Genomic DNA, 25055 nt, shown 5'->3' with positions numbered 1-25055 from the left:
ACAAAATCAACGGCGCGATCTCACAACCTGATAACGACGGGTAAAATACTCAAACGGCGCGCTCCACACGTGCACCAGGCGGGTGAACGGGAAGATAAGGAAGATCGTCATCCCCAGCACCAGATGCACGCGGAAGATCGGCGCGACGCCGCTCAGCATTTCCGACGAGCCTCCCTTAAACGTGACGATCCCCTGCGCCCAGCCCACCAGCTTCATCATCTCGCTTCCGTCAGGATACTGGGCGGAGAAAGGAATGGTCGACAGCCCAAGGATGCACTGAAGCAGCAGGATACTCATGATGATAATATCCGGCGTGGTGGACGTGGCACGTACCCGCTGGTTGAACAGGCGGCGGATCAGCAGCATAGAGCCGCCAATCAGCGTTAGCACCCCGCAAATGCCCCCCGCAATCATGGCTAACTGCTGTTTAACCGCGATGGGTAAAAACCAGGCGTACATCCAGTGCGGGGTTAACATGCCGAACAGGTGCCCGAAGAAGATCCCCAGAATGCCGATATGAAACAGGTTCGAAGCCCAGTTCATCCCGCGCTTGCTGAGCATCTGGCTCGACGAGGCGCGCCAGGTGTACTGCCCGTAGTCGTAGCGCAGCCAGCTGCCAAGGAAAAAGACGGTGGCGCAGATGTACGGATAAATGTCATAGAAAAACACGTTCAGGTAATGAGTCATTTTGGGCCTCCGGCGCTGACGTCCACGTACTGCGGCGCGACGTCCTGGCTAAAGCGTCGTTGATATTGCTGCATCGGCGAACTGTCGCACGATGTGGCGTTGTCTTCGATAAACTTGACCTGTTCCTCTTCCCACACGGCGTCCAGCGCCTGACGGGTATCATCCCGTTTTTCACCGGATACCTGTTTCGCCACGCTGTCGCTGGAAAGCCGTGTTTCCGCCAGCGACAGCAGGGCGTCAAACAGCTGGTAATGCGCGACCTCGCGCTGTTTCAGGCGGCCTCCAATCAGCGCCAGTATAGGCGCGACGTTTTGCAGCCCTTCACGTGCCTCGTCGTCGCTGACGATACTGAGATATTCCAGATAGAGCGGCAGATAGTCCGGCAGCTCGCGGCAATCCAGCTCCAGCCCGGCTTTCTCATACTGGCTCATCAGGTCGACCATCGCCTGACCGCGATCGCGCGACTCGGCGTGAACGTGCTCGAACAGCAGCAGCGACGTTGCGCGTCCCCGCTCGAAGACTTCACACCATTCGGCCTGCTTATCCAGCAGCGGGGCGCTCAGGTGCTGCTGCGCAAACGGCAGCAGCATGGGCGCATCCTGTTCCACCAGGGAAAGCGCTTCGTCACGGTTTTCCCACAGCAGCTCATCGGGATACTCAATGAGCAGCGCGATGATTTTGAGGATTTGCATTACTCTCCCTCCCCGTGATCGCGCACTTCGGTGATGTTGATCGCGTCGATGCGGCTGCTGTTGAAGAGGTTGAATTTTGTGTCGGAGCCGTGACAGCCGTCGCCGAAGGTGAAGCCGCAGCCGTTTTTCTCCGGGAAAGCGTCGCGTGCCATTTCGCGGTGGCTGGTGGGGATCACGAAGCGGTCTTCGTAGTTGGCAATCGCCAGATAGCGGTACATCTCCTCAACCTGCGCTTCGGTCAGGCCCACTTCCTCAATGGCGCGGGTATCGGTCACGCCTTCCACGGTCTGGGAGCGTTTGTAGTGGCGCATCGCCATCATGCGCTTCAGGGCGCGCAGCACCGGGCCGGTATCGCCCGCGCTGAGCATGTTTGCCAGGTATTGCACCGGGATGCGCAGGCTTTCTACCGCAGGCAGTACGCCGTCGCTCTGCGGCAGACCACCCGCGTCCGCGTAGGACTGAATCGGTGACAGCGGCGGCACATACCAGACCATCGGCAGGGTGCGGTATTCCGGGTGTAGCGGCAGGGCGAGCTTCCAGTCCATCGCCATTTTGTAAACCGGGGAACGCTGCGCTGCGTCGATGACGTTCTGCGGAATACCCTGTTTCAGCGCTTCTTCTATCACCGCCGGATCGTTCGGGTTAAGGAACACGTCGCACTGGCGCTCATACAGATCGGTTTCATGCTCGGTGCTGGCCGCCTCTTCAATGCGGTCTGCGTCATACAGCAGCACCCCGAGATAGCGGATGCGTCCGACGCAGGTTTCCGAGCAGACAGTCGGCTGGCCGGACTCGATGCGCGGATAGCAGAAGATGCACTTCTCTGACTTGCCGCTTTTCCAGTTGAAGTAGATTTTTTTGTACGGACAGCCGCTAATGCACAGACGCCAGCCGCGGCATTTGTCCTGGTCGATCAGCACAATGCCGTCCTCTTCGCGTTTGTAAATCGCACCGCTCGGGCAGGTGGCGACGCAGCTCGGGTTCAGGCAGTGCTCGCACAGGCGCGGCAGGTACATCATGAAGGTGTTTTCGAACTGGCCGTACATCTCTTTCTGGATCTTCTGAAAGTTTCGATCGCGGGCGCGTTTTTCGAACTCGCCGCCCAGCAGCTCCTCCCAGTTGGGCCCCCATTTGATTTTATCCATTCGCTTGCCGTCGATCAGCGAACGTGGGCGGGCGGTGGGGAGGTGGTCTCCCTCCGGGGCGCGGTGCAGATCCTGGTAATCGAAGGTGAAAGGTTCATAGTAATCGTCAATCTGCGGCAGGACGGGGTTAGCGAAAATCTTCGACAGCACGCCCATTTTGCCGCCCAGGCGCGGGGTCAGCTTGCCGTGAATTCCGCGGATCCAGCCGCCTTGCCACTCATCCTGATCTTCCCAGTTTTTCGGATAGCCGATGCCGGGTTTGGTTTCGACGTTATTAAACCACGCGTACTCCATCCCTTCGCGCCCGGTCCAGACGTTCTTACAGGTGACCGAGCAGGTGTGGCAGCCAATGCATTTATCGAGATTCAGTACCATGCCAACCTGTGAGCGTATTTTCATTTTTTCGCCTCCTGTACCTGATCCCGACCTTCGCCGTCCAGCCAGTTAATGTTTTTCATTTTGCGGATCATGATGAACTCGTCGCGGTTCGAGCCGACGGTGCCGTAATAGTTGAAACTGTACGCCAGCTGCGCGTAGCCGCCGATCATGTGGGTCGGTTTCGGGCAGACGCGGGTAACCGAGTTGTGGATCCCGCCGCGCCGTCCGGTTACTTCTGAACCCGGAATGTTCAGGATTCGCTCCTGAGCGTGGTACATCATGGTCATGCCCGGCGGCACGCGCTGGCTGACCACCGCGCGGGCGGTGAGGGCGCCGTTGGCGTTGAAGGCTTCAATCCAGTCATTGTCCTCAATGCCCAGCTCGCGCGCGTCGGTTTCGCTGATCCAGACGATGGGCCCGCCGCGCGACAGGGTCTGCATCAGCAGGTTTTCGCTGTAGGTGGAGTGAATGCCCCATTTCTGGTGCGGCGTCAGAAAGTTAAGCGCTTTTTCAGGGAAGCCGTTCGGCGGGATCTCGCGCATATGGGTTACGCTGCGGGTATCAATCGGTGGACGATAGGCCACCAGACTTTCACCGAAGGCGCGCATCCAGGCATGATCCTGATACAGCTGCTGGCGGCCGGAAATCGTGCGCCACGGGATCAGCTCGTGAACGTTGGTATAGCCTGCGTTATACGACACGTGCTCGCTCTCAAGGCCGGACCACGTTGGGCTGGAGATAATTTTGCGCGGCTGCGCCTGAATATCGCGGAAGCGGATTTTCTCGTCTTCTTTGTTCAGCGCCAGATGGGTGTGATCGCGCCCGGTCAGTTCGCCGAGGGCCTCCCAGGCTTTGACCGCGACTTGACCGTTGGTTTCCGGCGCAAGAGCCAGGATCACCTCTGAAGCATCAATGGCGGTCTCGATGCGCGGACGGCCTTTCGCCGGGCCGTCGGGCTTGACGTAGTTGAGCTTGCCGAGGAAATCGACCTCATTCTGGGTGTTCCACGATATGCCTTTTCCGCCGTTGCCGAGCGTGTCCAGCAGCGGGCCAAGCGCCGTAAAGCGCTCGTAGGTTTCCGGATAGTTGCGCTCGACGACTGCAATGTTTGGCGCGGTTTTGCCGGGGATCAGATCGCACTCGCCTTTGCGCCAGTCCAGAATATCAAAAGGCTGCGACAGCTCCCCCGGGGAGTCATGCTGTAGCGGCTGTAGCACCACGTCAGTTTCGGTGCCAAGATGCCCGACGCACACTTCAGAGAAGACTTTGGCGATGCCCTTGTAAATCTCCCAATCGCTGCGGGACTCCCACGCCGGGTCAACGGCGGCGGAGAGCGGGTGAATAAACGGATGCATGTCCGAGGTATTCATATCGTCTTTTTCATACCAGGTGGCGGTGGGCAGGACGATATCCGAGAACAGGCAGGTGCTGGACATACGGAAATCAAGCGTCACCAGCAGATCCAGCTTGCCCTCAATGGCGGCGGTTTGCCATTCCACTTCCTCAGGCTTCACATCGTCCGTTGAGCCTAAATCCTCACCCTGAATACCGCTCTCGGTGCCAAGCAGGTATTTCAGCATGTATTCATGGCCTTTCCCGGACGAACCGAGCAGGTTAGAACGCCAGACGAACAGGTTGCGCGGGTGGTTCTTGCCGTTGTCCGGCTGTTCGCAGGCGAAGCGAATATCACCCGATTTTAACGCCTGTACGGTGTAATCCTGCGGCGACATCCCGGCGGCGTCGGCGCGAGCTTTCACGTGCAGCGGGTTGAGGTTGAGCTGCGGCGCGGAAGGGAGCCAGCCCATACGCTCGGCGCGGACGTTGAAATCAATCAGATGACCGGTAAACTTCGATGCGTCTGCAAGGGGAGAAAGCAATTCCCTTGCGGTGAGCTTCTCATAGCGCCACTGGCTGGCGTGGTTGTAAAAGTACGATGTGCTGTTCATCTGGCGCGGCGGACGGTTCCAGTCCAGCGCGAAGGCCAGCGGCAGCCAGCCGGTTTGCGGGCGCAGCTTTTCCTGGCCGACATAGTGCGACCAGCCGCCGCCGCTCTGCCCGACGCAGCCGCAGAAGACCAGCATGTTGATCATCCCGCGGTAGTTCATGTCCATGTGGTACCAGTGGTTCACACCGGCCCCGAGAATGATCATCGACCGTCCGTGGGTCTTATGCGCCGTGTCGGCAAATTCACGGGCGATTTTTTCTATCAGATAAGCGGGGACGCCGGTAATTTGTTCGCCCCAGGCCGGGGTGTAGGCTTTTATCTCGGCGTAGTTTGTCGCCGCGTTACTGTCTTCCAGACCGCGATCGAGGCCGTAGTTTGCGAGCACCAGATCGTACACGCTAACCACGCGTCTCTGGCTGCCGTCGGCCAGCGTCAGGGTTTTACTCGGTACTCGGCGCGTCAGCACCGGCTCCTGCTTCACGCTGCGGAAATGCGGGTTCTCGTTGCCCCCGAAGTAAGGGAAGGCCACGTCTGCCACGCTGTCGTGGGTGATGAGCAGGGAAAGCGTCAGCTCGGTTTCCTGTCCCGCGGCCAGCGACTCCAGGTTCCATTTGCCTTTTTCACCCCAGCGGAAGCCGATGGAACCATTCGGCGCCACCAGATTTCCGGCCACGTCAAAGGCGATGGTTTTCCACTCCGGATTATTGGTTTCACCCAGCCCGTCGGCCAGATCCGATGCACGCAGCATGCGGCCCGGCACCACGCGACCGTCAGCCTGTTCATCCAGCAGAACCAGCATCGGCATGTCGGTGTAGCGGCGGCAATAGTTGAGGAAGTAATCGCTCGGGTTATCAAGATGGAACTCTTTGAGGATCACATGCCCCATCGCCATGGCAAGGGCGCTGTCGGTACCCTGTTTGGGGGCCAGCCACTGGTCGCTGAGCTTTGCCACCTCCGAGAAGTCCGGCGTAATGGCGACGGTCTTGGTGCCTTTGTAACGCACTTCGGTAAAGAAGTGGGCGTCGGGGGTACGCGTCTGCGGCACGTTCGAGCCCCAGGCAATGATATAGCTGGAGTTGTACCAGTCCGCCGATTCCGGCACGTCGGTCTGTTCGCCCCAGGTCATCGGCGACGCCGGAGGCAGATCGCAATACCAGTCATAGAAGCTCAGGCAGGTGCCGCCGAGCAGGGAGAGATAGCGCGTACCGGCGGCATAAGAGACCATCGACATGGCCGGGATGGGGGAAAAACCGGCTACCCGATCCGGGCCGTAGTTTTTGATGGTCCAGACGTTGGCGGCAGCAATCAGCTGGTTAAGCTCTTTCCAGTTTGAGCGGATAAAACCGCCTTTACCGCGCGCCTTCCTGTAGCTCTGCGCTTTCTGCGGATCGTTCTGAATGGCGTCCCAGGCCAGCACCGGGTCGGTATGCTGCGCCAGCGCCTCGCGCCAGAGTTCGATCAGCCTGCGGCGCACCAGCGGGTATTTCAGGCGGTTGGCGCTGTAGAGATACCAGGAGTAGCTTGCGCCACGTGGGCAGCCGCGCGGTTCGTGGTTAGGCAGGTCAGGGCGGGTGCGCGGGTAGTCGGTCTGCTGGGTTTCCCAGGTCACCAGGCCATTTTTGACATAAATCTTCCAGCTACAGGAGCCGGTGCAGTTAACGCCGTGGGTGGATCGCACAATCTTGTCGAACTGCCAGCGCTGACGGTAGCTGTCCTCCCAGTCGCGGTTGGTGTGGTACACCTGCCCGTGCCCATCGGCGAAACTGTCGCCTTTTGTTTTGAAGTAACGGAAGCGGTCCAACAGTTTGCTCATGACATTTCTCCTGCTTCGATAGCATGGCCGGAGGGTGAGGCATCACGCTCCGGCGAAGAGGTAGTTATTATTTTTGTGAGGATTTGCGGCCGTACACCAGCCAGGTGACGAGCACGCAGACGATGTAAAACACGAGGAAGACCTTCATGGCGCCCACCGGAGAACCGGTCATCGCCAGGGATGTGCCAAAGGCTTTGGGAATAAAGAACCCGCCCACCGCACCGATGGCAGAGATAAAGCCCAGCGCGGCAGCCGTTTCGGTCACCGCTTCATGCTGTGCCTGTTCGTCGCTCCCGCCCTGTTTTTTTACGCGGTCGAGGGTGATTTGGCGAAAGATAATCGCGATCATCTGGAAGGTCGAGCCGCTGCCCAGGCCTGCGGTCAGAAACAGGCCCATAAAGACCAGATAGAAGGCGATAAAACTGCCTGAACCAGACCCGGGGAGTGTCAGGAAAATCAGGGCGCTAAAGATGGCCATAAAGACGAAGTTGATCAGCGTCACCCGTACGCCGCCCAGCCTGTCTGAAATCATCCCGCCAGCCGAACGCGCCAGGGCGCCAATCAGCGGACCAAAGAAGGCGAGGTGGAGGATATTTACGTCCGGAAACTGGGTTTTCGACAGCATGGCAAAGCCTGCCGAGAAACCGATAAACGAGCCGAAGGTTGCCAGATAAAGCAGGCTCAGCAGCCAGAGGTGAAAGCGCTTAAGTACCGGAAGCTGGCTGGCAATGGATGCTTTCGAGCTGGCGATGTCGTTCATGCCAAAAAACGCCGCAAGGGTGGCCAGAATCAGCAGCGGCGCCCAGATCCACGCCGCGTTCGCCAGCCACATCGTCGAGCCATCCTCCTGGGGGACGCCGTGAACGCCGAGAAAGGTAAACATCGGCAGGAAAATCACCAGCGGCGCAACCAGCTGCATCACGCTCACACCCAGGTTACCCAGCCCGCCGTTAATGCCCAGCGCGCTGCCCTGTCTGGCTTTCGGGAAGAAGAAACTGATGTTTCCCATGCTGGAAGCGAAGTTGGCGCCGGCAAAACCGCACAGCAGTGCAATGATGATAAAGACCCAGTAAGGCGTGGCGGTATTCTGGATGGCGATCCCAAGCCAGACACAGGGTACGACCAGGATAACGGTGCTTAACACGGTCCAGTAACGCCCGCCAAATATCGGCACCATAAAAGAGTAGGGGACACGCAATATCGCGCCGGAGAGAGAAGGTAATGCCGTTAGCATAAAAAGCTGATCGGTGCTGAAATTAAATCCGACCTTATTAAGGTTTACCGCAATAGCGCTAAACAACATCCAGACACAAAACGCGAGAAGCAAACACGCCACGGAAATCCATAGGTTTCTTCGTGCGATATGTTTCCCTTTATTCTCCCAAAATTGCGCATTTTCCGGTTTCCAGTTACTCAACAGATGCTGGTTACTCTTCTCGCTTTGATGTGACATATCACCCTCTTGCTTACCCAAGTGGAGAGAAAAAATTAAATAAAAACAGAAAGATATCTGTCGGTAGCTTGTAGGAATTATTGGATGTTATGGGATACATCTGAAAGGATAGATAAAAAAGCGAATCCCTGAGTTTGGAATGGGAATCTGGGTTCGCTTTATGTGTTACTAATTGTAACTTTTTGCGGAAATTAATACCCCGATGGGAGTATTAAAACAATTCGAGGGAGATAAGTTTATCCAGATGCTTATTAAAGGCCGCGTCGTCCATTTCAGGCATATTTAATACGTATATGCCATCAAGGCCACATACCAGACCAATTAAACGCCAGGCGATATTTTCCGGCTGGTCAGCAAGCGTAAAGGCGTTGGCCTCCGCCCCGGCCCTGATAATCGCAACCGTTTCCTGGTGCCACATCTCCATAGTCAAAACGTAGGCGCCTTTAATATCGCTATCCCGGCTGGCGAGAATTTGCGCCTCTCGCCACAGCCGAATGTAGGGCTCAAACCCGCCGTCATCGCTGCCGAGCATGGCATGCAGGCGCTCGCGCCAGCCAGCGTTTTCGCCAACGATTTCAGCATCCAGCAAATCGCGGATTAGCCGGACAAACGCCAGCGACTTAAGCTCGCCCGCCGACGCAAAGTGGTGATGCAACTGCCCGGTGGCGACGCCCGCTTCGGTGGCGATGCGGCGCACGGTCATTGCAGCGAATCCTTCGGTCAGCGCCACGCGCATCGCGGCCTGGAGGATCTCTTCCCGCCGCTCGTCCTTGCTCAGATAACGCATAATTTCTCACTCTCAATGGCAACGAAACGAGTGTAACAAAGAGCTGGACAAGTGTTCAACTTTACGTAGGATCGCAATCTGGACATGTGTCCAATTTTTAACTGAAAAGGAAATTTATGTTTCGTCAGTGGTTAGCGTTAGTGATTATCGTGCTGGTATATATCCCGATGGCGATTGACGCGACGGTGCTGCACGTGGCGGCGCCAACATTGAGCATGACGCTGGGTGCCAGCGGCAACGAATTGTTGTGGATTATTGATATTTACTCGCTGGTGATGGCGGGGATGGTGCTGCCGATGGGCGCGCTGGGCGATCGCATAGGTTTTAAGCGCCTGCTGATGATCGGCAGCGTGCTGTTTGGCCTGTCATCCTTAGCGGCGGCTTTTGCGCCGTCCGCGGGCTGGCTGATTGCCGCCCGCGCGTCGCTGGCGATAGGCGCGGCGATGATTATTCCGGCTACGCTTGCAGGGATCCGCACGCTGTTTATTGATGCGCGGCACCGTAATATCGCCCTCGGCGTCTGGGCTGCCGTTGGGTCGGGCGGCGCGGCGTTTGGCCCGCTGATTGGCGGCATGCTGCTGGAGCACTTTTACTGGGGTTCGGTGTTCCTGATTAATGTGCCGATCGTGCTGATGGTGGTTTCGCTTGCTGCGCGCTTTGTGCCTGCTCAGCAGGGGCGGCCCGAGCAGCCGCTCAATATCAGCCATGCCATTATGCTAATTGTGGCGATTTTACTGCTGGTCTATAGCGCCAAAACCGCCCTGAAAGGGGTGCTGTCGCCGTGGATGGTGACCATTACGCTGCTTACCGGGGCGGTGATGCTGTTTATCTTCGTCCGTATCCAGCTGCGCGCGCGCGTACCGATGATCGACATGCGTCTGTTTTGCCATCGCATTATTTTAAGCGGCGTGGTCATGGCGATGACCGCCATGATTGCGCTGGTGGGCTTTGAACTGCTGATGGCGCAGGAGTTGCAGTTTGTGCATGGTTTTACGCCGTTTGAAGCAGGGATATTTATGCTGCCGGTGATGGTGGCGAGCGGATTTAGCGGGCCGATCGCGGGTGTGCTGGTCGGGCGTCTGGGGCTGCGCATTGTCGCGGCCGGAGGCATGGGGCTAAGCGCAGTCAGTTTTATCGGCCTGTCGATGCTTGATTTCAGCACCCAACAGTGGCAGGCGTGGAGCCTGATGGTGCTGTTGGGCTTCAGTGCCGCCAGCGCACTGCTGGCATCGACGTCAGCGATCATGGCTGCCGCGCCGAAAGAGAAAGCGGCCGCCGCAGGCGCGATCGAAACCATGTCCTACAAGCTGGGCGCTGGTCTGGGGATCGCCATTTTCGGTTTGCTGTTAACCCGCAGCTTTTCGGCGTCTATTGTACTGCCGCAGGGGCTGAGCGCGTCGCTGACCGATAAAGCCTCGTCGTCCATCGGTGAAGCGATGAAGGTGGCGCAGGAGCTGACGCCGTCACTGGCCGAGCCGGTGATGACGGCGGCGAAAACTGCGTTCATCACCTCGCACAGCGTGGCCTTGGGCAGTGCGGGAGGTATGCTGCTGATTCTGGCGGTCGGGATCTGGTTTAGTCTGGCGAAGGTCGGAGGGCAGCAGTAATAAAAAAGGCCAGCCGCGAGGGCTGGCCTTTTGAACTAACAGATCTTAGAACTGGTAGGTCAGACCTACAGCCACGATGTTGTCGGTAGCCACTTTGGCATCTTTGGTGAACTGGCTGTCATCCACGAGGTTGATTTTGTAATCAACGTAGGTGGACATGTTTTTGTTGAAGTAGTAGCTCGCGCCAACGTCAACGTATTCAACCAGATCCTGGTCGCCATAAGAACCGATGTCTTTACCTTTGGATTTCAGGTAAGCGATGGATGGACGCAGACCGAAGTCGAACTGGTACTGCGCCACAACTTCGAAGTTCTGCGCTTTGTTGGCAACGTGACCGTTACCGAACGCCGTCATGTTGCGGGTTTCAGAGTAGGTGGTTGCCAGGTAGATGTTGTTCGCATCGTACTTCAGGCCAGCAGCCCAGACTTCTGCGTTTTCGCCACCGGCGTTCAGGTTGCTTGCAGCACGAACCTGACGGTCAGTACGGTCAGATTTCGCGTAGGTCGCACCCACACCGAAGCCGTCGAATTCATAGGTAGAAGACAGACCCCAGCCGTCACCGTTGGATTCGGTGATCTCTGAACGGTCGTTTTTACCCTGGTACTGAGCAGCCACGTTCAGGCCGTCAACCAGACCAAAGAAGTCGGTGTTACGGTAGGTTGCAACGCCAGTGGTACGGCCGGTCATGAAGCCATCAGTCTGCGTCCAGGTATCGCCACCGAACTCTGGCAGAACGTCAGTCCACGCGCCGATGTCATAAGCCACACCGTAGTTACGACCGTAGTCGAAGGAACCGAATTCATCGAATTTCAGACCAGCGTAGGCCAGACGGGTTTTGTTGCCGTCGGAACCCTGAGCTTCGGAGCGATTGCCCTTGAACTCATATTCCCACTGGCCGTATCCGGTCAGCTGATCGTTGATCTGAGTTTCACCTTTGAAGCCCAGACGAACATACGTTTTGTCGCCGTCGCTACCAGCATCATCAGAAATATAGTGCAGACCAGTAACTTTGCCGTACAGATCCAGTTTGTTACCGTCTTTGTTAAAAACTTCAGCCGCGTTAACAACGCCAGCTGCCAACATGGAAGTCACTGCCACTGCAACTAATTTAAGTTTCATCTTAAATAATCCTTATAATTTTATTTAGGTATTTCCTAAGCCATCTGAGCGATTTTTAAACGAGGCTTATCGTCAATGGCAGACTATTTTTAAAATTCCGTAGACTGCTTTCAATAATAAGTTTCAAAATATTAAAGATAATTTCAATTAGTGTGATCCTGATCGGGTAAATTACCCTTAAATCGCTCAATCAGGTTAATATATAGACATAAATTGATTATTAACAAAGCACGATAATATGGCTGTAAATAATTGTCGGACGTTTTAGTTTTTCGGGGGAATTAAAGGAATTTGACAGAGAGTATCAACGTGTGGGGCGCGATAACATCTTGTAAAACAGCGGATTATGAATTTTTCGGTGAGCCAATGTCTGTTTTCTAAGTGAAATGTTCAGAAATAAACTATTGCACTTTGTGCTATATAGCGGGGTAATATTGGCGCTGAACTAATTACCTGTGTTGTCAGTTTATGTCAACTTCCACAACGGCTCTGGCTATCTGTGGGCATTCTATACAGAAATTTTAGTTGTCTCGAATGTTACTAATTATATTCGAGGGTGTGATCACATATTAAAAAATTGTTAATTTTGTGCCGGGCATATTGGGTACCCGGCAAAAAATAAAAATACTATTTGCGGGTGGCATACCAGCACAGTAACGATCCGGCGCACACCATTAATGCCCCTTGCCAGAATGAGAATGAAAGCGGAGAGCTCAGCACAATAGCCGCCAGCGCGGCGGAAAGAACGGGCGTGAAATAAGAGACAGCCGCAAGCACCGTGACGTTACCGTGAAGAATACCGATATTCCAGGCGGCGTAGCCAAAGCCAAGCGCAACCCCACACATCAATAGCTTCACCACAACCGGGACGCTGAACACCATTTCGGGCTGATCGCTGACGGCATATTTGACCCACAGGCTCAGGGCGGTCAGCAGGACGAAAAGGGTAATGCCATTTTGCCCTTTGGCATACTTGCTGGTGACGGTGCAGTAGGCGGCCCAGATAAAAGCGCCAGCAAACGCCAGCCCATAACTCAGCGGACTTGAAACGACGTTCTGCATGATGTCATTCAGTTGCAGACCGTTTTCGCCACCTAAAACCCAGCACACCCCCAACAGCGAGATGAGAAGCCCAGGGATGACCCACAGGGTGGATTTTTGCCCGTTGAACAAAATCGCGAAGGCAATCGTCAGGCTTGGCCACAGATAATTGACCATACCGACTTCAATCGCCTGTGAGCGCGTCGCGGCATATCCCAGCGACAGGGCCAGGCACATCTCATAGCTGACAAACAGGATGCTGCCCGCAAGAAGATAGCGCCTGGAAAAACGCCGAAGATCGGGAAAACCCACCGTTACCAGACACAGCAGCCCGCTGACGGTGTAAATCATCGCCGCGCCGCCCACCGGGCCCAGTCCTTCACTGACGCTGCGGATGAGACCCACCATGGTGCTCCACAGCAATATGGCCGCCAGGCCTGTCAGCGTTGCTCTTTTTCTGTCCATTACCCTGCCAGTCTTCAAAAAATCAAAGGGAAAACTTATAGCATCTATCCGCTACACCTGGCGAATTTTCTTCGGGGGAGATACCCCGAAAAGAGTAGCAAATCGTACCAGCGGTGACTATTTGGGGGGCTAAGTATAGCGACCTTGATTTGACGCAATAAAAAAAGGGGCTTTGCTGTTAGTTTGCCGCGCGAAGTCTTATCAGATAACGAGGACAACAATGGACGTCAGCCGCAGACAATTTTTTAAAATCTGCGCGGGCGGTATGGCCGGAACAACAGCCGCGATGCTGGGATTCGCTCCCAAAATGGCGCTGGCTCAGGCACGCAACTATAAACTGCTGCGCGCGAAAGAGATCCGTAACACCTGCACATACTGCTCCGTGGGTTGTGGGCTATTAATGTATAGCCTGGGTGATGGCGCGAAGAACGCCAAAGAAGCGATTTATCATATTGAAGGGGACCCGGACCATCCGGTGAGCCGCGGGGCGCTTTGCCCGAAAGGGGCGGGGCTGCTGGACTACGTCCACAGTGAAAACCGTCTGCGCTACCCGGAATATCGTGCGCCGGGGTCTGACAAATGGCAGCGTATCTCCTGGGACGACGCTTTCTCCCGAATTGCAAAACTGATGAAAGCGGATCGCGACGCCAATTTTATTGAGAAGAACGAGCAGGGCATCACGGTAAACCGCTGGACCTCCACCGGGATGCTGTGTGCCTCTGCGGCAAGTAATGAGACCGGCATGCTGACGCAAAAATTTGCGCGCTCCCTCGGCATGCTGGCGGTTGATAACCAGGCGCGCGTCTGACACGGACCAACGGTAGCAAGTCTTGCTCCAACATTTGGTCGCGGTGCGATGACCAACCACTGGGTTGATATCAAAAACGCAAACGTCGTGGTGGTTATGGGCGGTAACGCCGCTGAAGCCCATCCGGTGGGGTTCCGCTGGGCGATGGAAGCGAAAAACAACAACGATGCGACGCTGATTGTCGTCGATCCACGCTTTACGCGTACGGCATCGGTGGCTGATATCTATGCGCCGATCCGCTCCGGTACGGATATTACGTTCCTTTCCGGCGTACTGTTGTACCTGATCGAAAACAATAAGATTAACGCGGAATACGTTAAGCATTACACCAATGCCAGCCTGCTGGTGCGGGAAGATTTCGCTTTCGAAGATGGTCTGTTCAGCGGCTATGACGCCGAGAAACGTCAGTACGATAAATCATCCTGGAACTATCAGTTCGACGAAAACGGCTACGCGAAACGCGATGAGACCCTGAGCGATCCGCGCTGCGTGTGGAACTTGCTGAAACAGCACGTTTCCCGCTATACGCCGGACGTGGTGGAAAACATCTGCGGTACGCCGAAAGCGGACTTCCTGAAAGTGTGTGAAGTGCTGGCCTCCACCAGTGCCGCCGACAGAACCACTACTTTCCTGTACGCGCTGGGCTGGACGCAGCATACCGTGGGCGCGCAGAACATTCGCACCATGGCGATGATCCAGCTGCTGCTCGGCAACATGGGGATGGCCGGTGGCGGCGTGAACGCCCTGCGCGGGCACTCTAACATTCAGGGCTTAACCGACCTCGGCCTGCTGTCGACCAGCCTGCCGGGTTACCTGACCCTGCCGTCCGAGAAGCAGACCGACTGGCAAAGCTGGCTTGACGCCAACACGCCAAAAGCGACGCGTCCGGACCAGGTGAACTACTGGAGTAACTATCCGAAGTTTGCCGTCAGTCTGATGAAATCGTTCTACGGCGACGCGGCGCAGAAAGAGAATGACTGGGGCTTTGAATGGTTGCCGAAATGGGACCAGGCTTACGATGTCATCAAGTATTTCAATATGATGGATAAGGGCGACGTCACGGGGTATATCTGCCAGGGCTTTAACCCGGTGGCGTCATTCCCGGATAAAAACAAAGTCGTTCGCAGCCTGAGCAAGCTGAAGTACATGGTGGTTATCGATCCGCTGGTCACCGAAACGTCTACGTTCTGGCAGAACCACGGTGAATCAAACGATGTCGATCCGGCATCCATTCAGACCGAGGTGTTCCGCCTGCCATCGACCTGTTTTGCGGAAGAGGACGGTTCTATTGCCAACTCTGGCCGCTGGCTACAGTGGCACTGGAAAGGTCAGGATGCGCCGGGTGAAGCGCGTAATGACGGCGAAATTCTGGCCGGGATTTACCATCGTCTGCGCGAGATGTACCGCGCCGAAGGCGGCAAAGGCGCTGAGCCGCTGCTGAAGATGAGCTGGAACTACAAGCAGCCGGATCATCCTGAGTCCGAAGAGGTGGCAAAAGAGAACAACGGCGTGGCGCTGGCCGACCTGTACGATGCCAACGGCAATCTGGTGGCGAAGAAAGGCCAGTTGCTCAATAGCTTCGCGCTGTTGCGTGACGACGGTACCACCGCCTCGTCCTGCTGGATCTACACCGGCAGCTGGACTGAGCAGGGTAACCAGATGGCCAACCGCGATAACGCCGATCCGTCAGGCCTGGGTAACACCCTGGGCTGGGCATGGGCGTGGCCGTTAAACCGCCGCGTACTGTACAACCGTGCCTCCGCAGACGTGAACGGTAAGCCGTGGGATCCGAAACGCATGCTGATCGAGTGGAACGGCACGAAGTGGACGGGGAACGATATCCCGGACTTCAACACCGCCGCGCCGGGTAGCAACACCGGGCCGTTTATCATGCAGCCGGAAGGGCTGGGACGTCTGTTTGCTATCGACAAACTGGCGGAAGGGCCGTTCCCTGAACACTACGAGCCGATGGAAACGCCGCTCGGCACTAACCCGTTGCACCCGAACGTGGTGTCAAGCCCGGTGGTACGCATCTACGAAGACGACGTGCTGCGTTTAGGTAAAAAAGACAAGTTCCCGTATGTCGGCACTACTTACCGCCTGACCGAGCATTTCCATACCTGGACCAAGCACGCGCGGCTTAACGCCATCGCGCAACCGGAACAGTTTGTGGAGATAAGCGAAACCCTGGCGAAGGCGAAAGGCATTGCCAATGGCGATCGCGTGAAGGTCAGCAGCAAGCGCGGCTTTATTCGCGCGGTGGCGGTGGTCACCCGTCGTCTGCAAACGCTGAACGTGCACGGCCAGCAGGTGGAAACGGTGGGCATACCACTGCACTGGGGCTTTGAAGGGGTAGCGCAGAAAGGCTACATCGCCAATACCCTGACGCCAAACGTCGGCGATTCCAACTCGCAAACGCCGGAGTATAAAGCGTTTCTGGTCAACATCGAGAAAGCGTAAGGAGCGATTAAATGGCGATGGAAACACAAGACATTATTAAACGCTCCGCGACCAACCCAATAACGCCCGCGCCTCGTGCGCGGGACTACAAGGCAGAAGTCGCCAAGCTGATCGATGTCTCTTCCTGCGTGGGCTGTAAGGCCTGCCAGGTGGCCTGCTCGGAGTGGAACGATATCCGCGACGAGGTGGGGCACTGCGTAGGGGTCTATGACAATCCTGCTGATCTGAGCGCCAAGTCCTGGACGGTGATGCGCTTTAGCGAAACCGACCAGAACGGCAAGCTGGAGTGGCTGATCCGTAAAGACGGCTGTATGCACTGTGAAGATCCGGGCTGCCTGAAGGCATGCCCGTCTGCCGGGGCAATCATTCAGTACGCCAACGGGATCGTCGACTTCCAGCAGGATAACTGCATCGGCTGCGGTTACTGTATTGCGGGTTGTCCGTTTAATATCCCGCGTCTCAATAAAGAGGATAACCGGGTCTATAAATGCACCCTGTGCGTCGATCGCGTCAGCGTCGGCCAGGAGCCTGCCTGCGTGAAGACCTGTCCTACCGGGGCGATCCACTTCGGCACCAAAAAAGAGATGCTGGAAGTGGCGCAGCAGCGGGTGGATAAGCTCAAAGCGCGCGGCTATGACAAGGCCGGGATTTATAACCCGCAGGGCGTGGGCGGCACGCACGTCATGTATGTTCTGCACCACAATGACCAGCCGGAGCTGTATCATAATCTGCCGAAAGATCCGGCGATCGATACATCAATCAACCTGTGGAAAGGGGCGCTTAAACCGCTTTCAGCGGCGGGCTTTATCGCCACCTTTGCCGGGCTGATTTATCACTACATCGGTATCGGGCCGAATAAAGAGGTGGATGACGACGAGGAGGAGCATCATGAGTAAGTCGAAAATGATAGTGCGCACAAAATTTGTCGATCGCGCCTGTCACTGGACGGTAGTCATCTGCTTCTTCCTGGTGGCGGTATCCGGCATATCGTTCTTCTTCCCGACGCTACAGTGGCTCACGGAAACCTTCGGGACACCGCAGATGGGGCGCATTCTGCATCCGTTCTTCGGCGTGCTGATTTTCGTGGTGCTGATGTTTATGTTCGTGCGTTTTGTTCATCACAACATCCCTGACAAGCAGGATATTCCGTGGCTAAAAGGGATTGTTGAGGTTCTGAAAGGCAACGAGCATAAAGTCGCGAAGGTGGGGAAATACAACGCCGGGCAGAAGATGATGTTCTGGACCATCATGAGCATGATTTTTGTGCTGCTGGTGACCGGGGTCATCATCTGGCGTCCGTATTTTGCGCACTATTTCCCGATTCAGGTAGTGCGTTATGCGCTGCTGATCCACGCGACCTCGGCCATTATTCTGATCCACGCCATTCTGATCCATATGTATATGGCCTTCTGGGTGAAAGGATCGATTAAAGGCATGATTGAAGGGAAGGTGAGCCGCCGCTGGGCGCAGAAGCACCATCCGCGCTGGTACCGCGACGTTGAGCGTCTTGAAGCGCAAAAAGAGAGTTCGGAAGGGTTGAAGTAAACCTTGCGCCGTCGGCATTGTCCGGCGGCGCTGCGCTTGTGCTGGCCTGCTTCCCCGTATCAAAATCGCTCTGCAATATACCGGAAGGGATATTTTGTAGGCTTCACTTTGCCGATCTTGCGTTTCGGTAAATCCACTTTGTCTACGTGAATTTCTTTATAGGGGATCTGTGAAAGCAGATGCGAAATAATATTCAGCCGCACCCGTTTTTTATCTTCTGAGCGCGCCACAAACCACGGCGCCCAGGCGGTGTCGGTCGCTTTAAACATCGCGTCACGGGCGAGGGTATATTCATCCCACAGATTAAAAGATTTTATGTCCATTGGAGAAAGCTTCCAGATCTTGCGACCATCATTAATGCGATCGCGCAGGCGGCGTTCCTGCTCTTTTGGCGTTACTTCAAGCCAGTATTTCAACAATATGATCCCGGCATCGACCATCGCTTTTTCCATTACTGGCGTTCCATCAAGAAATTTTTCGGTCTGCTCTTCAGTACAGAAACCCATTACTTTTTCCACCCCCGCGCGGTTGTACCAGCTGCGGTCAAAAATAACGATTTCCCCGGCAGAGGGCAGATGAGGAACGTAACGCTGAAAATAGAGCTGACTTTTCTCTTTATCGGTGGGGGCCGGTAACGCAACAACGCGAAACACCCGGGGGCTGACGCGTTCGGTGATGGCTTTGATGACGCCGCCTTTACCGGCGCCGTCTCGCCCTTCAAAAACAATACAGACTTTTAACCCTTTGGCGACCACCCATTGCTGGAGCTTAACCAGTTCAACATGGAGGCGGCGCAGCTCTTGCTCGTACGTTTTGGTTTTGAGCGGCGCGTTTTTAACGACATCATCAACAACACGGGTTTTCTTCTTACTGACCATGGCGGGTCTCCCTATGGGTCCGGTCGCGGGATCGAGGCCGTACTAAGCGTGTAATCGGCCTGAATGAATGGATTAATGTGTCAGAAAGCTGATTTGAACTGGTTCACCATACAAGTTTAATCAATAATGCACGCTGCGTATTTTTTAACAGTGGTCGCGGTATGAAAAAGACAATTTTTTCGTTAGCACTGGCTACCTTTGGCCTGGGGATGGCTGAATTTGGCATCATGGGCGTGCTGACAGAACTGGCCCATGATACGGGCATTTCGATTCCCTCTGCCGGAAATATGATTTCGTTTTACGCTTTTGGCGTGGTGATCGGCGCGCCGATTGTGGCGCTGTTCTCCAGCAAATTTTCGCTGAAAACAACGCTGCTGTTTCTGGTGGCGATGTGCGTCGTTGGTAACACACTCTTTACCTTCTCTGACTCCTACGTGGGGCTGGCGGCGGGGCGCTTAATCTCTGGTTTTCCGCATGGCGCGATTTTCGGCGTGGGGGCGATAATCCTGTCAAAAATCGCACCGCCGGGTAAAGTGACGGTCGCTGTGGCCGGGATGATTGCCGGGATGACCGTTGCCAACCTGCTTGGCGTGCCACTCGGGACGTGGCTGGGACATGAATTTAACTGGCGTTACACCTTCTTTTTGATTGCGGTCTTTGACGCGCTGGTGATCCTGTCTGTTCTGCTGTGGGTGCCAGACATTCACGACACGACAACCACCCGGCTGACAGAACAATTCCATTTCCTGAAGAAACCGGAACCGTGGTTGATTTTTGCCGCTACGATGTTTGGCAATGCCGGGGTGTTTGCCTGGTTTAGCTTCGTGAAGCCGTTTATGGTCAACGTGTCAGGCTTTTCCGAGGGCGTGATGACTGCGATCATGATGCTGATGGGGCTGGGAATGGTGCTGGGAAATGTCTTCAGCGGCAAGCTGTCGTCGCGCTTTAGCCCGCTGCGCATTGCTGCCACCACCGACCTGGTGATTGTGGCTTCGCTGCTGGCGTTGTTCGCCTTTGGCGAGCTTAAAACAGCTTCACTGGTAATGGGATTCGTGTGCTGCGCCGGGCTGTTTGCGCTCTCTGCGCCGCTGCAAATTCTGCTGCTGCAAAATGCGAAAGGCGGCGAGATGCTGGGGGCCGCAGGCGGACAAATGGCGTTTAACCTCGGCAGCGCAATTGGCGCGTATTTCGGTGGAATGATGATTACGCTCGGCTTTAGCTGGAGTTATGTCACGCTGCCGGCAGCGATCTTATCCTTCTCGGCGATGACCTCTCTGTTGATGTATGGTTATTTATGTGCCAAAAAGCGTCAGGCCAACGCAGGAGCGCTGGCCTGATTCCACATGTTGCCCGCTGGTCGCGGGTGCTGGAGTGGACTACACGAATTTCGCCAGCGGGTCAGCGGCGGCAAAAGCAACCGCTTTGTCTGCTGCTGGCGGGTAAATCAGTTCGTTGGTGATGGCAACTTTGATCTTTTTGCCTTCCTCGCGCACGGATTTAATGCGCTGGTCCCAACCCTCGGTGTATACCGCGCCCCAGCTACCCAAATCCAGACAGGTAACGTAGTTCACCTGACGGTAAGGGTACGGCTCCACATTTAACAGGCTGGCCGCTGCGTTGTGTCCGGCGAATTTCCCCAACTGGATCGCGTGCTGGCAGGTCATCAGCGCCGTGTTGCCCACATCGTCCGTTTTGGCATGCGCCATATCACCCGTCGCGTAAACCTCCGGATGCGCAGGAACCTGCAATGTGTCGGTGACGATAAGGCGTCCCTGAGTGTCGCGTTCCCCGTCAATTTGCAGGCTGAGGGGGTTAGCTTCTACCCCTGCCGTCCACACTACAGTGGCGCTGGCAATGCGTTCTCCGTTTTTCAGCGTTACGCCGCTGGCATTGATGGCTTCAACTTCACTGTTTAAACGCCATTCAACGCCCAGCGCGCTGCTTGCTTCTTCAATGGTGTTTCTCAGCGCCTCGCTGTAACGCCCGCCAATGGTTGCCCCCCTTTCAACTACGATTGTTTTAGTCTTTGTATTGGCGCCGAAGCGAGTGCGGAGTCGGCCAGGGAGTTCCGTTGCCAGCTCGATGCCGGTAAAGCCGCCGCCACACACGACCACGGTATTACGCTCCGGGGTGGAGGGGCGCGAAACCAGCGAATCAAGATGTTGCTCGAATAACCTGGCGGAGTCGAGTTGGTCGATATCAAAGGCGTATTCAGCCAGACCGGCAACAGGAGGACGTTTAGTCTGGCTACCGGTTGCGAGGATCAGACGTTCCCAGGCGACGTCAGCAATCGCGCCGTTTGAATCGCGATATAAAACGGTTTTAGACGAGGTATCAATACGTTGTGCTTCGCCCGCAATAAAGGTAATGCCCAGCTCAGCAAACAGTTCGGTCAGCGGCGCGACCATCGTCGACACGTTCTCTTCATAAAAGCGTGGGCGAACGCGTAGCTCCGCAACAGGGGCCAGCACGGCAATGCTGAGGCTATTGTTACCCGCCAGAGCAGAAAGGCGCGCGGCGCTGACCGCAGCCCACATACCGGAAAATCCACTACCCACAATTAAAATCTGCTTTTTCATACTCGATCCTTTAGTGCGTCAGGCTGTATGTCTGACATAACTGCCACTATACTTGTCGGAGTTAACTGCGACAACTTCTTTCTGAGTTCAAAAACGTTATAATGCAGCGAACAATGACCCGGAGTGAGCCATGGCGTTTTACAGTTCTGGTGTGGAATATGGCATTCATAGCCTGATGTGTATGGTGGATGCAAAAGGCAATGAACGTGAGATGAGCGTCCGGGAGATGGCGGCCTTGCAGGGCGTGCCGTACGACTATCTTGGAAAAATCTTCACCCGTTTATCACGCGCGGGGCTGGTCATCAGCACCGAGGGTAAAGGGGGAGGCTTCCGGCTGGCGCGTCCGGCAGAGCTGATCAGCGTGCTGGACGTGGCGCATGCCATCGACGGCGAGAAGAATATGTTTGAGTGTCGGGAAGTGCGTCAGCGCCTGGCGGTGTTTGATGAAACGCCACCTGCCTGGGTCTGTGACGGCCCGTGTGGGGTGCGCTCGGTTATGGACAGCGCGCAGCAGCGGATGGAAGAGGAGTTAGGGCGCCATACCATCCTGGATCTGGCGCGGAAGATGTATCGAAAAGCGCCTGACACGTTCCAGATCGAGGTTCAGGAGTGGATTTCCGATCGCCGTTCGTCCACGTGAAAAGCCGGGCAGGGCAAAGCCGCTACCCGGCCGCCGCGGTTAAGAACGTAAATCAATCACCATACGGCCACGGATCTGGCCCTGTTCCATCTCTTTAAAGATGGCGTTGATATCTTCCAATGGGCGCATCGTGACTTTCGGAACCACCTTACCTTCAGCCGCAAACTGGAAGGCTTCGAGCAGATCCTGACGGGTACCCACCAGAGAGCCCACCACCTGAATCCCATCCAGGACCAGACGTGGAATATCCAGGCTCATCGCTTCCGGCGGCAGGCCAACAGCCACCACGCGGCCTCCGGCGCGAACTGCGTCAACGGCAGAGTTGAAGGCCGCTTTCGCTACTGCCGTCACCACCGCCGCATGCGCACCGCCGGTTTTCTCCTGAATCACTTTTGCCGCATCTTCACTGCGAGAGTTCACGGTTAAGTCTGCGCCCATGCTGGCAGCGAGCTTCAGCTGCTCGTCATTCACGTCAATGGCGATAACCTTCGCATTGAAGACATTTTTGGCGTATTGCAGCGCGAGGTTGCCCAGACCGCCCAGGCCATAGATCGCAATCCACTGGCCGGGTTTGATGTCAGAGACTTTTACCGCTTTGTAGGTGGTGACCCCGGCGCAGGTGATGCTGCTGGCCGCCGCGGAGTCCAGCCCGTCCGGGACTTTAACCGCGTAATCCGCGGTTACGATGCACTCTTCCGCCATGCCGCCGTCAACGGAGTAACCCGCGTTTTTCACGTCACGGCACAGCGTTTCGTTGCCGGTATTACAATATTCACAGTGGCCACAGCCTTCAAAGAACCACGCCACGCTTGCACGGTCGCCTACTTTTAGCGACGTGACGCCAGGACCAATCTCTTTGACGATACCAATCCCTTCGTGGCCGAGGATCACCCCGGTTTTGTCGCCAAAATCACCATTCTTAACATGGAGATCGGTATGGCACACGCCACAGCACTCCATCTTCAGCAGCGCTTCACCATGTTTAAGCGCGCGTAAGGTTTTCTCTGTAACATTAACCTGATGATCCTGAGTGACAACAGCAGCCTTCATGTGTTTCTCCTTTCATGATGAGTATCTGCATAGCAGGTGTAATACCCATTAAGGATTAATACTTTGACGCTGTAATGCAAGGCAACCGCAACATAATGTCATCATTTAGCTCAGTTTCAGATTAAGAATACGGCGATCCTCTAATAATCAGTAGGGAAAAACACTGACGTAAAAAAGACCCGGCGTAATGACCGCCGGGTACAGGCTTACAGTTGGGCTTCTATCTCCTCAATCTCTTTTCGCCATTGCGCCTGCAACTGCGGTTTTTGATGTTTGGGCTTACGCGCCAAATCTTCTTCCAGCAACGTTTCCAGGGCGACAAGGCGTTCGAGCAGATCGTCTGACGCTGAAGAGGGTGCCTTCAATGCGGCGTTCGATGCATCAGGTACAACCGGACCGGTGTCCTCACGCAGGCGCTCAAAGACCGCCTCCGCATCGTGCCATTCGCTCAGCCTGCCGTCCTCAATCAGCCAGAAGCGGTTACAGCACTGGCTAATTAACTGACGATCGTGGCTCACCAGCAGCACTCCGCCTTCAAACTGTTGCAGCGTTTCCGCCAGCGCCTCTTTGCCCTCCATATCCAGGTGGTTGGTCGGTTCATCCAGCATCAGCAGGCTATAACGGGCAAGGGTCAGGCCGACGAACAGCAGGCGCGAACGTTCCCCGCCGCTCAGCGTACTGACTTTTTGCCCGTGCCGCGCCCACGGGAAGCCGGCACTGATGAGTGCCATTTTACGGGTTTGCGGATCTGGCGCGAAAGGTTCAAGCGCATCCAGCAGCGCCGTATCGTCTGGCAACTGATGCAGCGTCTGATCGTAGTAGCCGGGTGAGACGCGCGGATGACGCTTAAGCCGCTCGTCCGCGATCTCGTCGCGAAAATGTCGCCAGATAAGCTTCAGCAGCGACGATTTTCCGCAGCCGTTACGACCCACAATTGCCACGCGATCGCCGCTCTTCAGCCGCGCGCTGACGAGGGTAAACAGGTCTGGCAGACCCGGCGCCGGGGGGACGCCGAGGTCGGTTATTTCCAGCAGGCGGTCGGCCCGAAGCGCGTCCCCGCGCAGGGTTAAGGTCCACGGGCTTCCCGCCGTCAGTTCCGTCTGGTTTTCTTTAAGCCGTTCGACCTGTTTTTCCATCTGCTTAGCCTTACGGGAGAGATCTTCGTTGTCGTAGACCTTGCCCCAGGTCGCGAGGCGTTTGGCGCTGGCCGTGACGCGGTCGATCTCTTTTTGCTCTGCCTTATGCCGCAGCGCATCGCTTTCGTCTTTCGCCTCCAGCGCCTGACGGGCGGCAGTGCAGGGAAGGGCGAAGTAGTGCAGTGTTTTATCGCGCAGGATCCAGCTGCCGTTGGTTACCGCGTCCAGCAGTTGCCTGTCGTGTGAAACCAGCACAAAGCTGCCGGACCAGCTCTGTAAAAACTGCTCCAGCCACAGCAGGGTCGGCAGGTCGAGGTGGTTGCTCGGTTCGTCCAGAAGCAGCAGATCCGGATCGCTTATCAACGCCCGCGCCAGCAGCAACCGCGTATGCTGACCGCCGCTCAGCGTGGCGGATTGCAGCGCCGTTTCCTGCGTCGTAAAGCCCATTCCGGCCAGCAGCGTCTCGGCCTTCCAGCGAAGACTGTCGCGCTCACCGGTCGGCAGCTGCGCCAGCACAGCATCCAGCATGGTCAGGGGATAAAGGGTCTCCGGCAGATGTTGTTCCACGCGCGCCAGCAGGCAATGTCCCGCCAGTGAAACGGTTCCGGCAGCAGGGGACTGCGTCCCGTCGAGGATTTTCAGCAGCGTACTTTTTCCGCAGCCGTTATCACCCAGCAGGCCAATGCGGTCGCCTTTTTTCAACGTAAAGGAGAGAGAGTCGAAGAGCGTGCCAAACGCGGTATCAACACGTAAAGAATGTGCAGTGAGTAGAGTGCTCATTGTTGCTTACCCAGGAGTTACAGGCATGTTTATGCCTCGTCAAACAT

Annotated in this window: 18 protein-coding genes; 6 read left to right on the top strand and 12 right to left on the bottom strand. The window is 55.9% G+C overall.

From position 1 onward, the window contains the following. Window positions 1-6: 6 nt before the first annotated feature. The 6 genes from narI to O1724_RS12140 form a co-directional block, all read right to left on the bottom strand. The gene (gene narI / locus O1724_RS12165) at window positions 7-687 is read right to left on the bottom strand and encodes a respiratory nitrate reductase subunit gamma (RefSeq protein WP_003857027.1); all 681 of its coding nucleotides are present in this window, start codon (window positions 685-687) and stop codon (window positions 7-9) included. After that, window positions 684-1379 (bottom strand): nitrate reductase molybdenum cofactor assembly chaperone, encoded by a 696-nt coding sequence (gene narW / locus O1724_RS12160; RefSeq protein WP_022651230.1) that lies wholly within the window; start codon window positions 1377-1379, stop codon window positions 684-686. Before narW ends, narI begins: the two co-directional genes overlap by 4 nt. Beyond that, entirely contained in the window at window positions 1379-2923 is a 1545-nt protein-coding gene (narH, locus tag O1724_RS12155) for a nitrate reductase subunit beta (RefSeq protein WP_022651229.1), read from the bottom strand. The genes narW and narH overlap by 1 nt, the downstream gene beginning before the upstream one ends. Next, a complete protein-coding gene (locus tag O1724_RS12150; RefSeq protein ID WP_047055489.1) occupies window positions 2920-6660 on the bottom strand; it encodes a nitrate reductase subunit alpha in 3741 nt (1246 codons plus the stop codon). The genes narH and O1724_RS12150 overlap by 4 nt, the downstream gene beginning before the upstream one ends. 67 nt (window positions 6661-6727) lie before the next feature. Next, window positions 6728-8113, bottom strand: a complete 1386-nt coding sequence (locus tag O1724_RS12145) for a NarK family nitrate/nitrite MFS transporter (protein ID WP_003857034.1) — start codon at window positions 8111-8113, stop codon at window positions 6728-6730. Window positions 8114-8324: 211 nt separating this feature from the next. Further along, on the bottom strand, window positions 8325-8900 hold the full coding sequence (locus tag O1724_RS12140) for a TetR family transcriptional regulator (protein WP_003857036.1): 576 nt from the start codon (window positions 8898-8900) through the stop codon (window positions 8325-8327). Between the two features lie 116 nt (window positions 8901-9016). On the opposite strand from O1724_RS12140, the gene O1724_RS12135 reads away from it, so the two are divergent. Then, window positions 9017-10507: an MFS transporter gene (locus tag O1724_RS12135; RefSeq protein WP_126296813.1), complete on the top strand. Its 1491-nt coding sequence runs from the start codon at window positions 9017-9019 to the stop codon at window positions 10505-10507. A gap of 45 nt (window positions 10508-10552) precedes the next feature. Here O1724_RS12135 and ompC read toward each other — a convergent pair whose 3' ends face one another. Both ompC and yddG read right to left on the bottom strand, forming a co-directional pair. Then, complete coding sequence (gene ompC / locus O1724_RS12130) at window positions 10553-11626, bottom strand: porin OmpC (protein WP_126296812.1); 1074 nt, start codon at window positions 11624-11626, stop codon at window positions 10553-10555. Between the two features lie 627 nt (window positions 11627-12253). Next, a complete protein-coding gene (gene yddG / locus O1724_RS12125; RefSeq protein WP_023314188.1) occupies window positions 12254-13132 on the bottom strand; it encodes an aromatic amino acid DMT transporter YddG in 879 nt (292 codons plus the stop codon). 220 nt (window positions 13133-13352) lie between these two features. Between yddG and fdnG the strand changes: the two genes are divergently transcribed. Genes fdnG through fdnI form a run of 3 tightly spaced genes read left to right on the top strand, consistent with a single transcriptional unit; the run spans window position 13353 to window position 17945 of the window. Further along, window positions 13353-16400, top strand: a complete 3048-nt coding sequence (gene fdnG / locus O1724_RS12120; RefSeq protein WP_104468645.1) for a formate dehydrogenase-N subunit alpha — start codon at window positions 13353-13355, stop codon at window positions 16398-16400. An 11-nt stretch (window positions 16401-16411) separates the two neighbouring features. Further along, window positions 16412-17296 (top strand): formate dehydrogenase subunit beta, encoded by an 885-nt coding sequence (gene fdxH, locus O1724_RS12115; RefSeq protein ID WP_003857048.1) that lies wholly within the window; start codon window positions 16412-16414, stop codon window positions 17294-17296. Next, window positions 17289-17945: a formate dehydrogenase-N subunit gamma gene (fdnI, locus tag O1724_RS12110; RefSeq protein ID WP_003857050.1), complete on the top strand. Its 657-nt coding sequence runs from the start codon at window positions 17289-17291 to the stop codon at window positions 17943-17945. The genes fdxH and fdnI overlap by 8 nt, the downstream gene beginning before the upstream one ends. 59 nt (window positions 17946-18004) lie before the next feature. Here fdnI and ppk2 read toward each other — a convergent pair whose 3' ends face one another. Further along, complete coding sequence (ppk2, locus tag O1724_RS12105; protein WP_023314186.1) at window positions 18005-18823, bottom strand: polyphosphate kinase 2; 819 nt, start codon at window positions 18821-18823, stop codon at window positions 18005-18007. 161 nt (window positions 18824-18984) lie between these two features. Between ppk2 and araJ the strand changes: the two genes are divergently transcribed. Next, window positions 18985-20160, top strand: coding sequence for an MFS transporter AraJ (araJ, locus tag O1724_RS12100; protein WP_003857053.1), 1176 nt, complete (start codon window positions 18985-18987; stop codon window positions 20158-20160). A gap of 39 nt (window positions 20161-20199) precedes the next feature. On the opposite strand, the gene O1724_RS12095 is transcribed toward araJ, so the two are convergent. Then, complete coding sequence (locus O1724_RS12095) at window positions 20200-21402, bottom strand: NAD(P)/FAD-dependent oxidoreductase (RefSeq protein ID WP_126296810.1); 1203 nt, start codon at window positions 21400-21402, stop codon at window positions 20200-20202. A gap of 130 nt (window positions 21403-21532) precedes the next feature. Between O1724_RS12095 and O1724_RS12090 the strand changes: the two genes are divergently transcribed. After that, window positions 21533-22042 (top strand): RrF2 family transcriptional regulator, encoded by a 510-nt coding sequence (locus tag O1724_RS12090; protein ID WP_015570482.1) that lies wholly within the window; start codon window positions 21533-21535, stop codon window positions 22040-22042. 39 nt (window positions 22043-22081) lie between these two features. Here O1724_RS12090 and adhP read toward each other — a convergent pair whose 3' ends face one another. Together adhP and O1724_RS12080 are read right to left on the bottom strand one after the other, a co-directional pair. Beyond that, the gene (gene adhP / locus O1724_RS12085; protein ID WP_023314184.1) at window positions 22082-23092 is read right to left on the bottom strand and encodes an alcohol dehydrogenase AdhP; all 1011 of its coding nucleotides are present in this window, start codon (window positions 23090-23092) and stop codon (window positions 22082-22084) included. A 206-nt stretch (window positions 23093-23298) separates the two neighbouring features. Beyond that, window positions 23299-25008, bottom strand: coding sequence for an ABC-F family ATP-binding cassette domain-containing protein (locus O1724_RS12080; protein ID WP_126296809.1), 1710 nt, complete (start codon window positions 25006-25008; stop codon window positions 23299-23301). Window positions 25009-25055: the final 47 nt, after the last annotated feature.

The sequence above is a fragment of the Enterobacter cloacae complex sp. HYC074_NIDB genome, from assembly GCF_056673345.1.
This window is presented reverse-complemented; position numbering and strand designations above follow the sequence as displayed.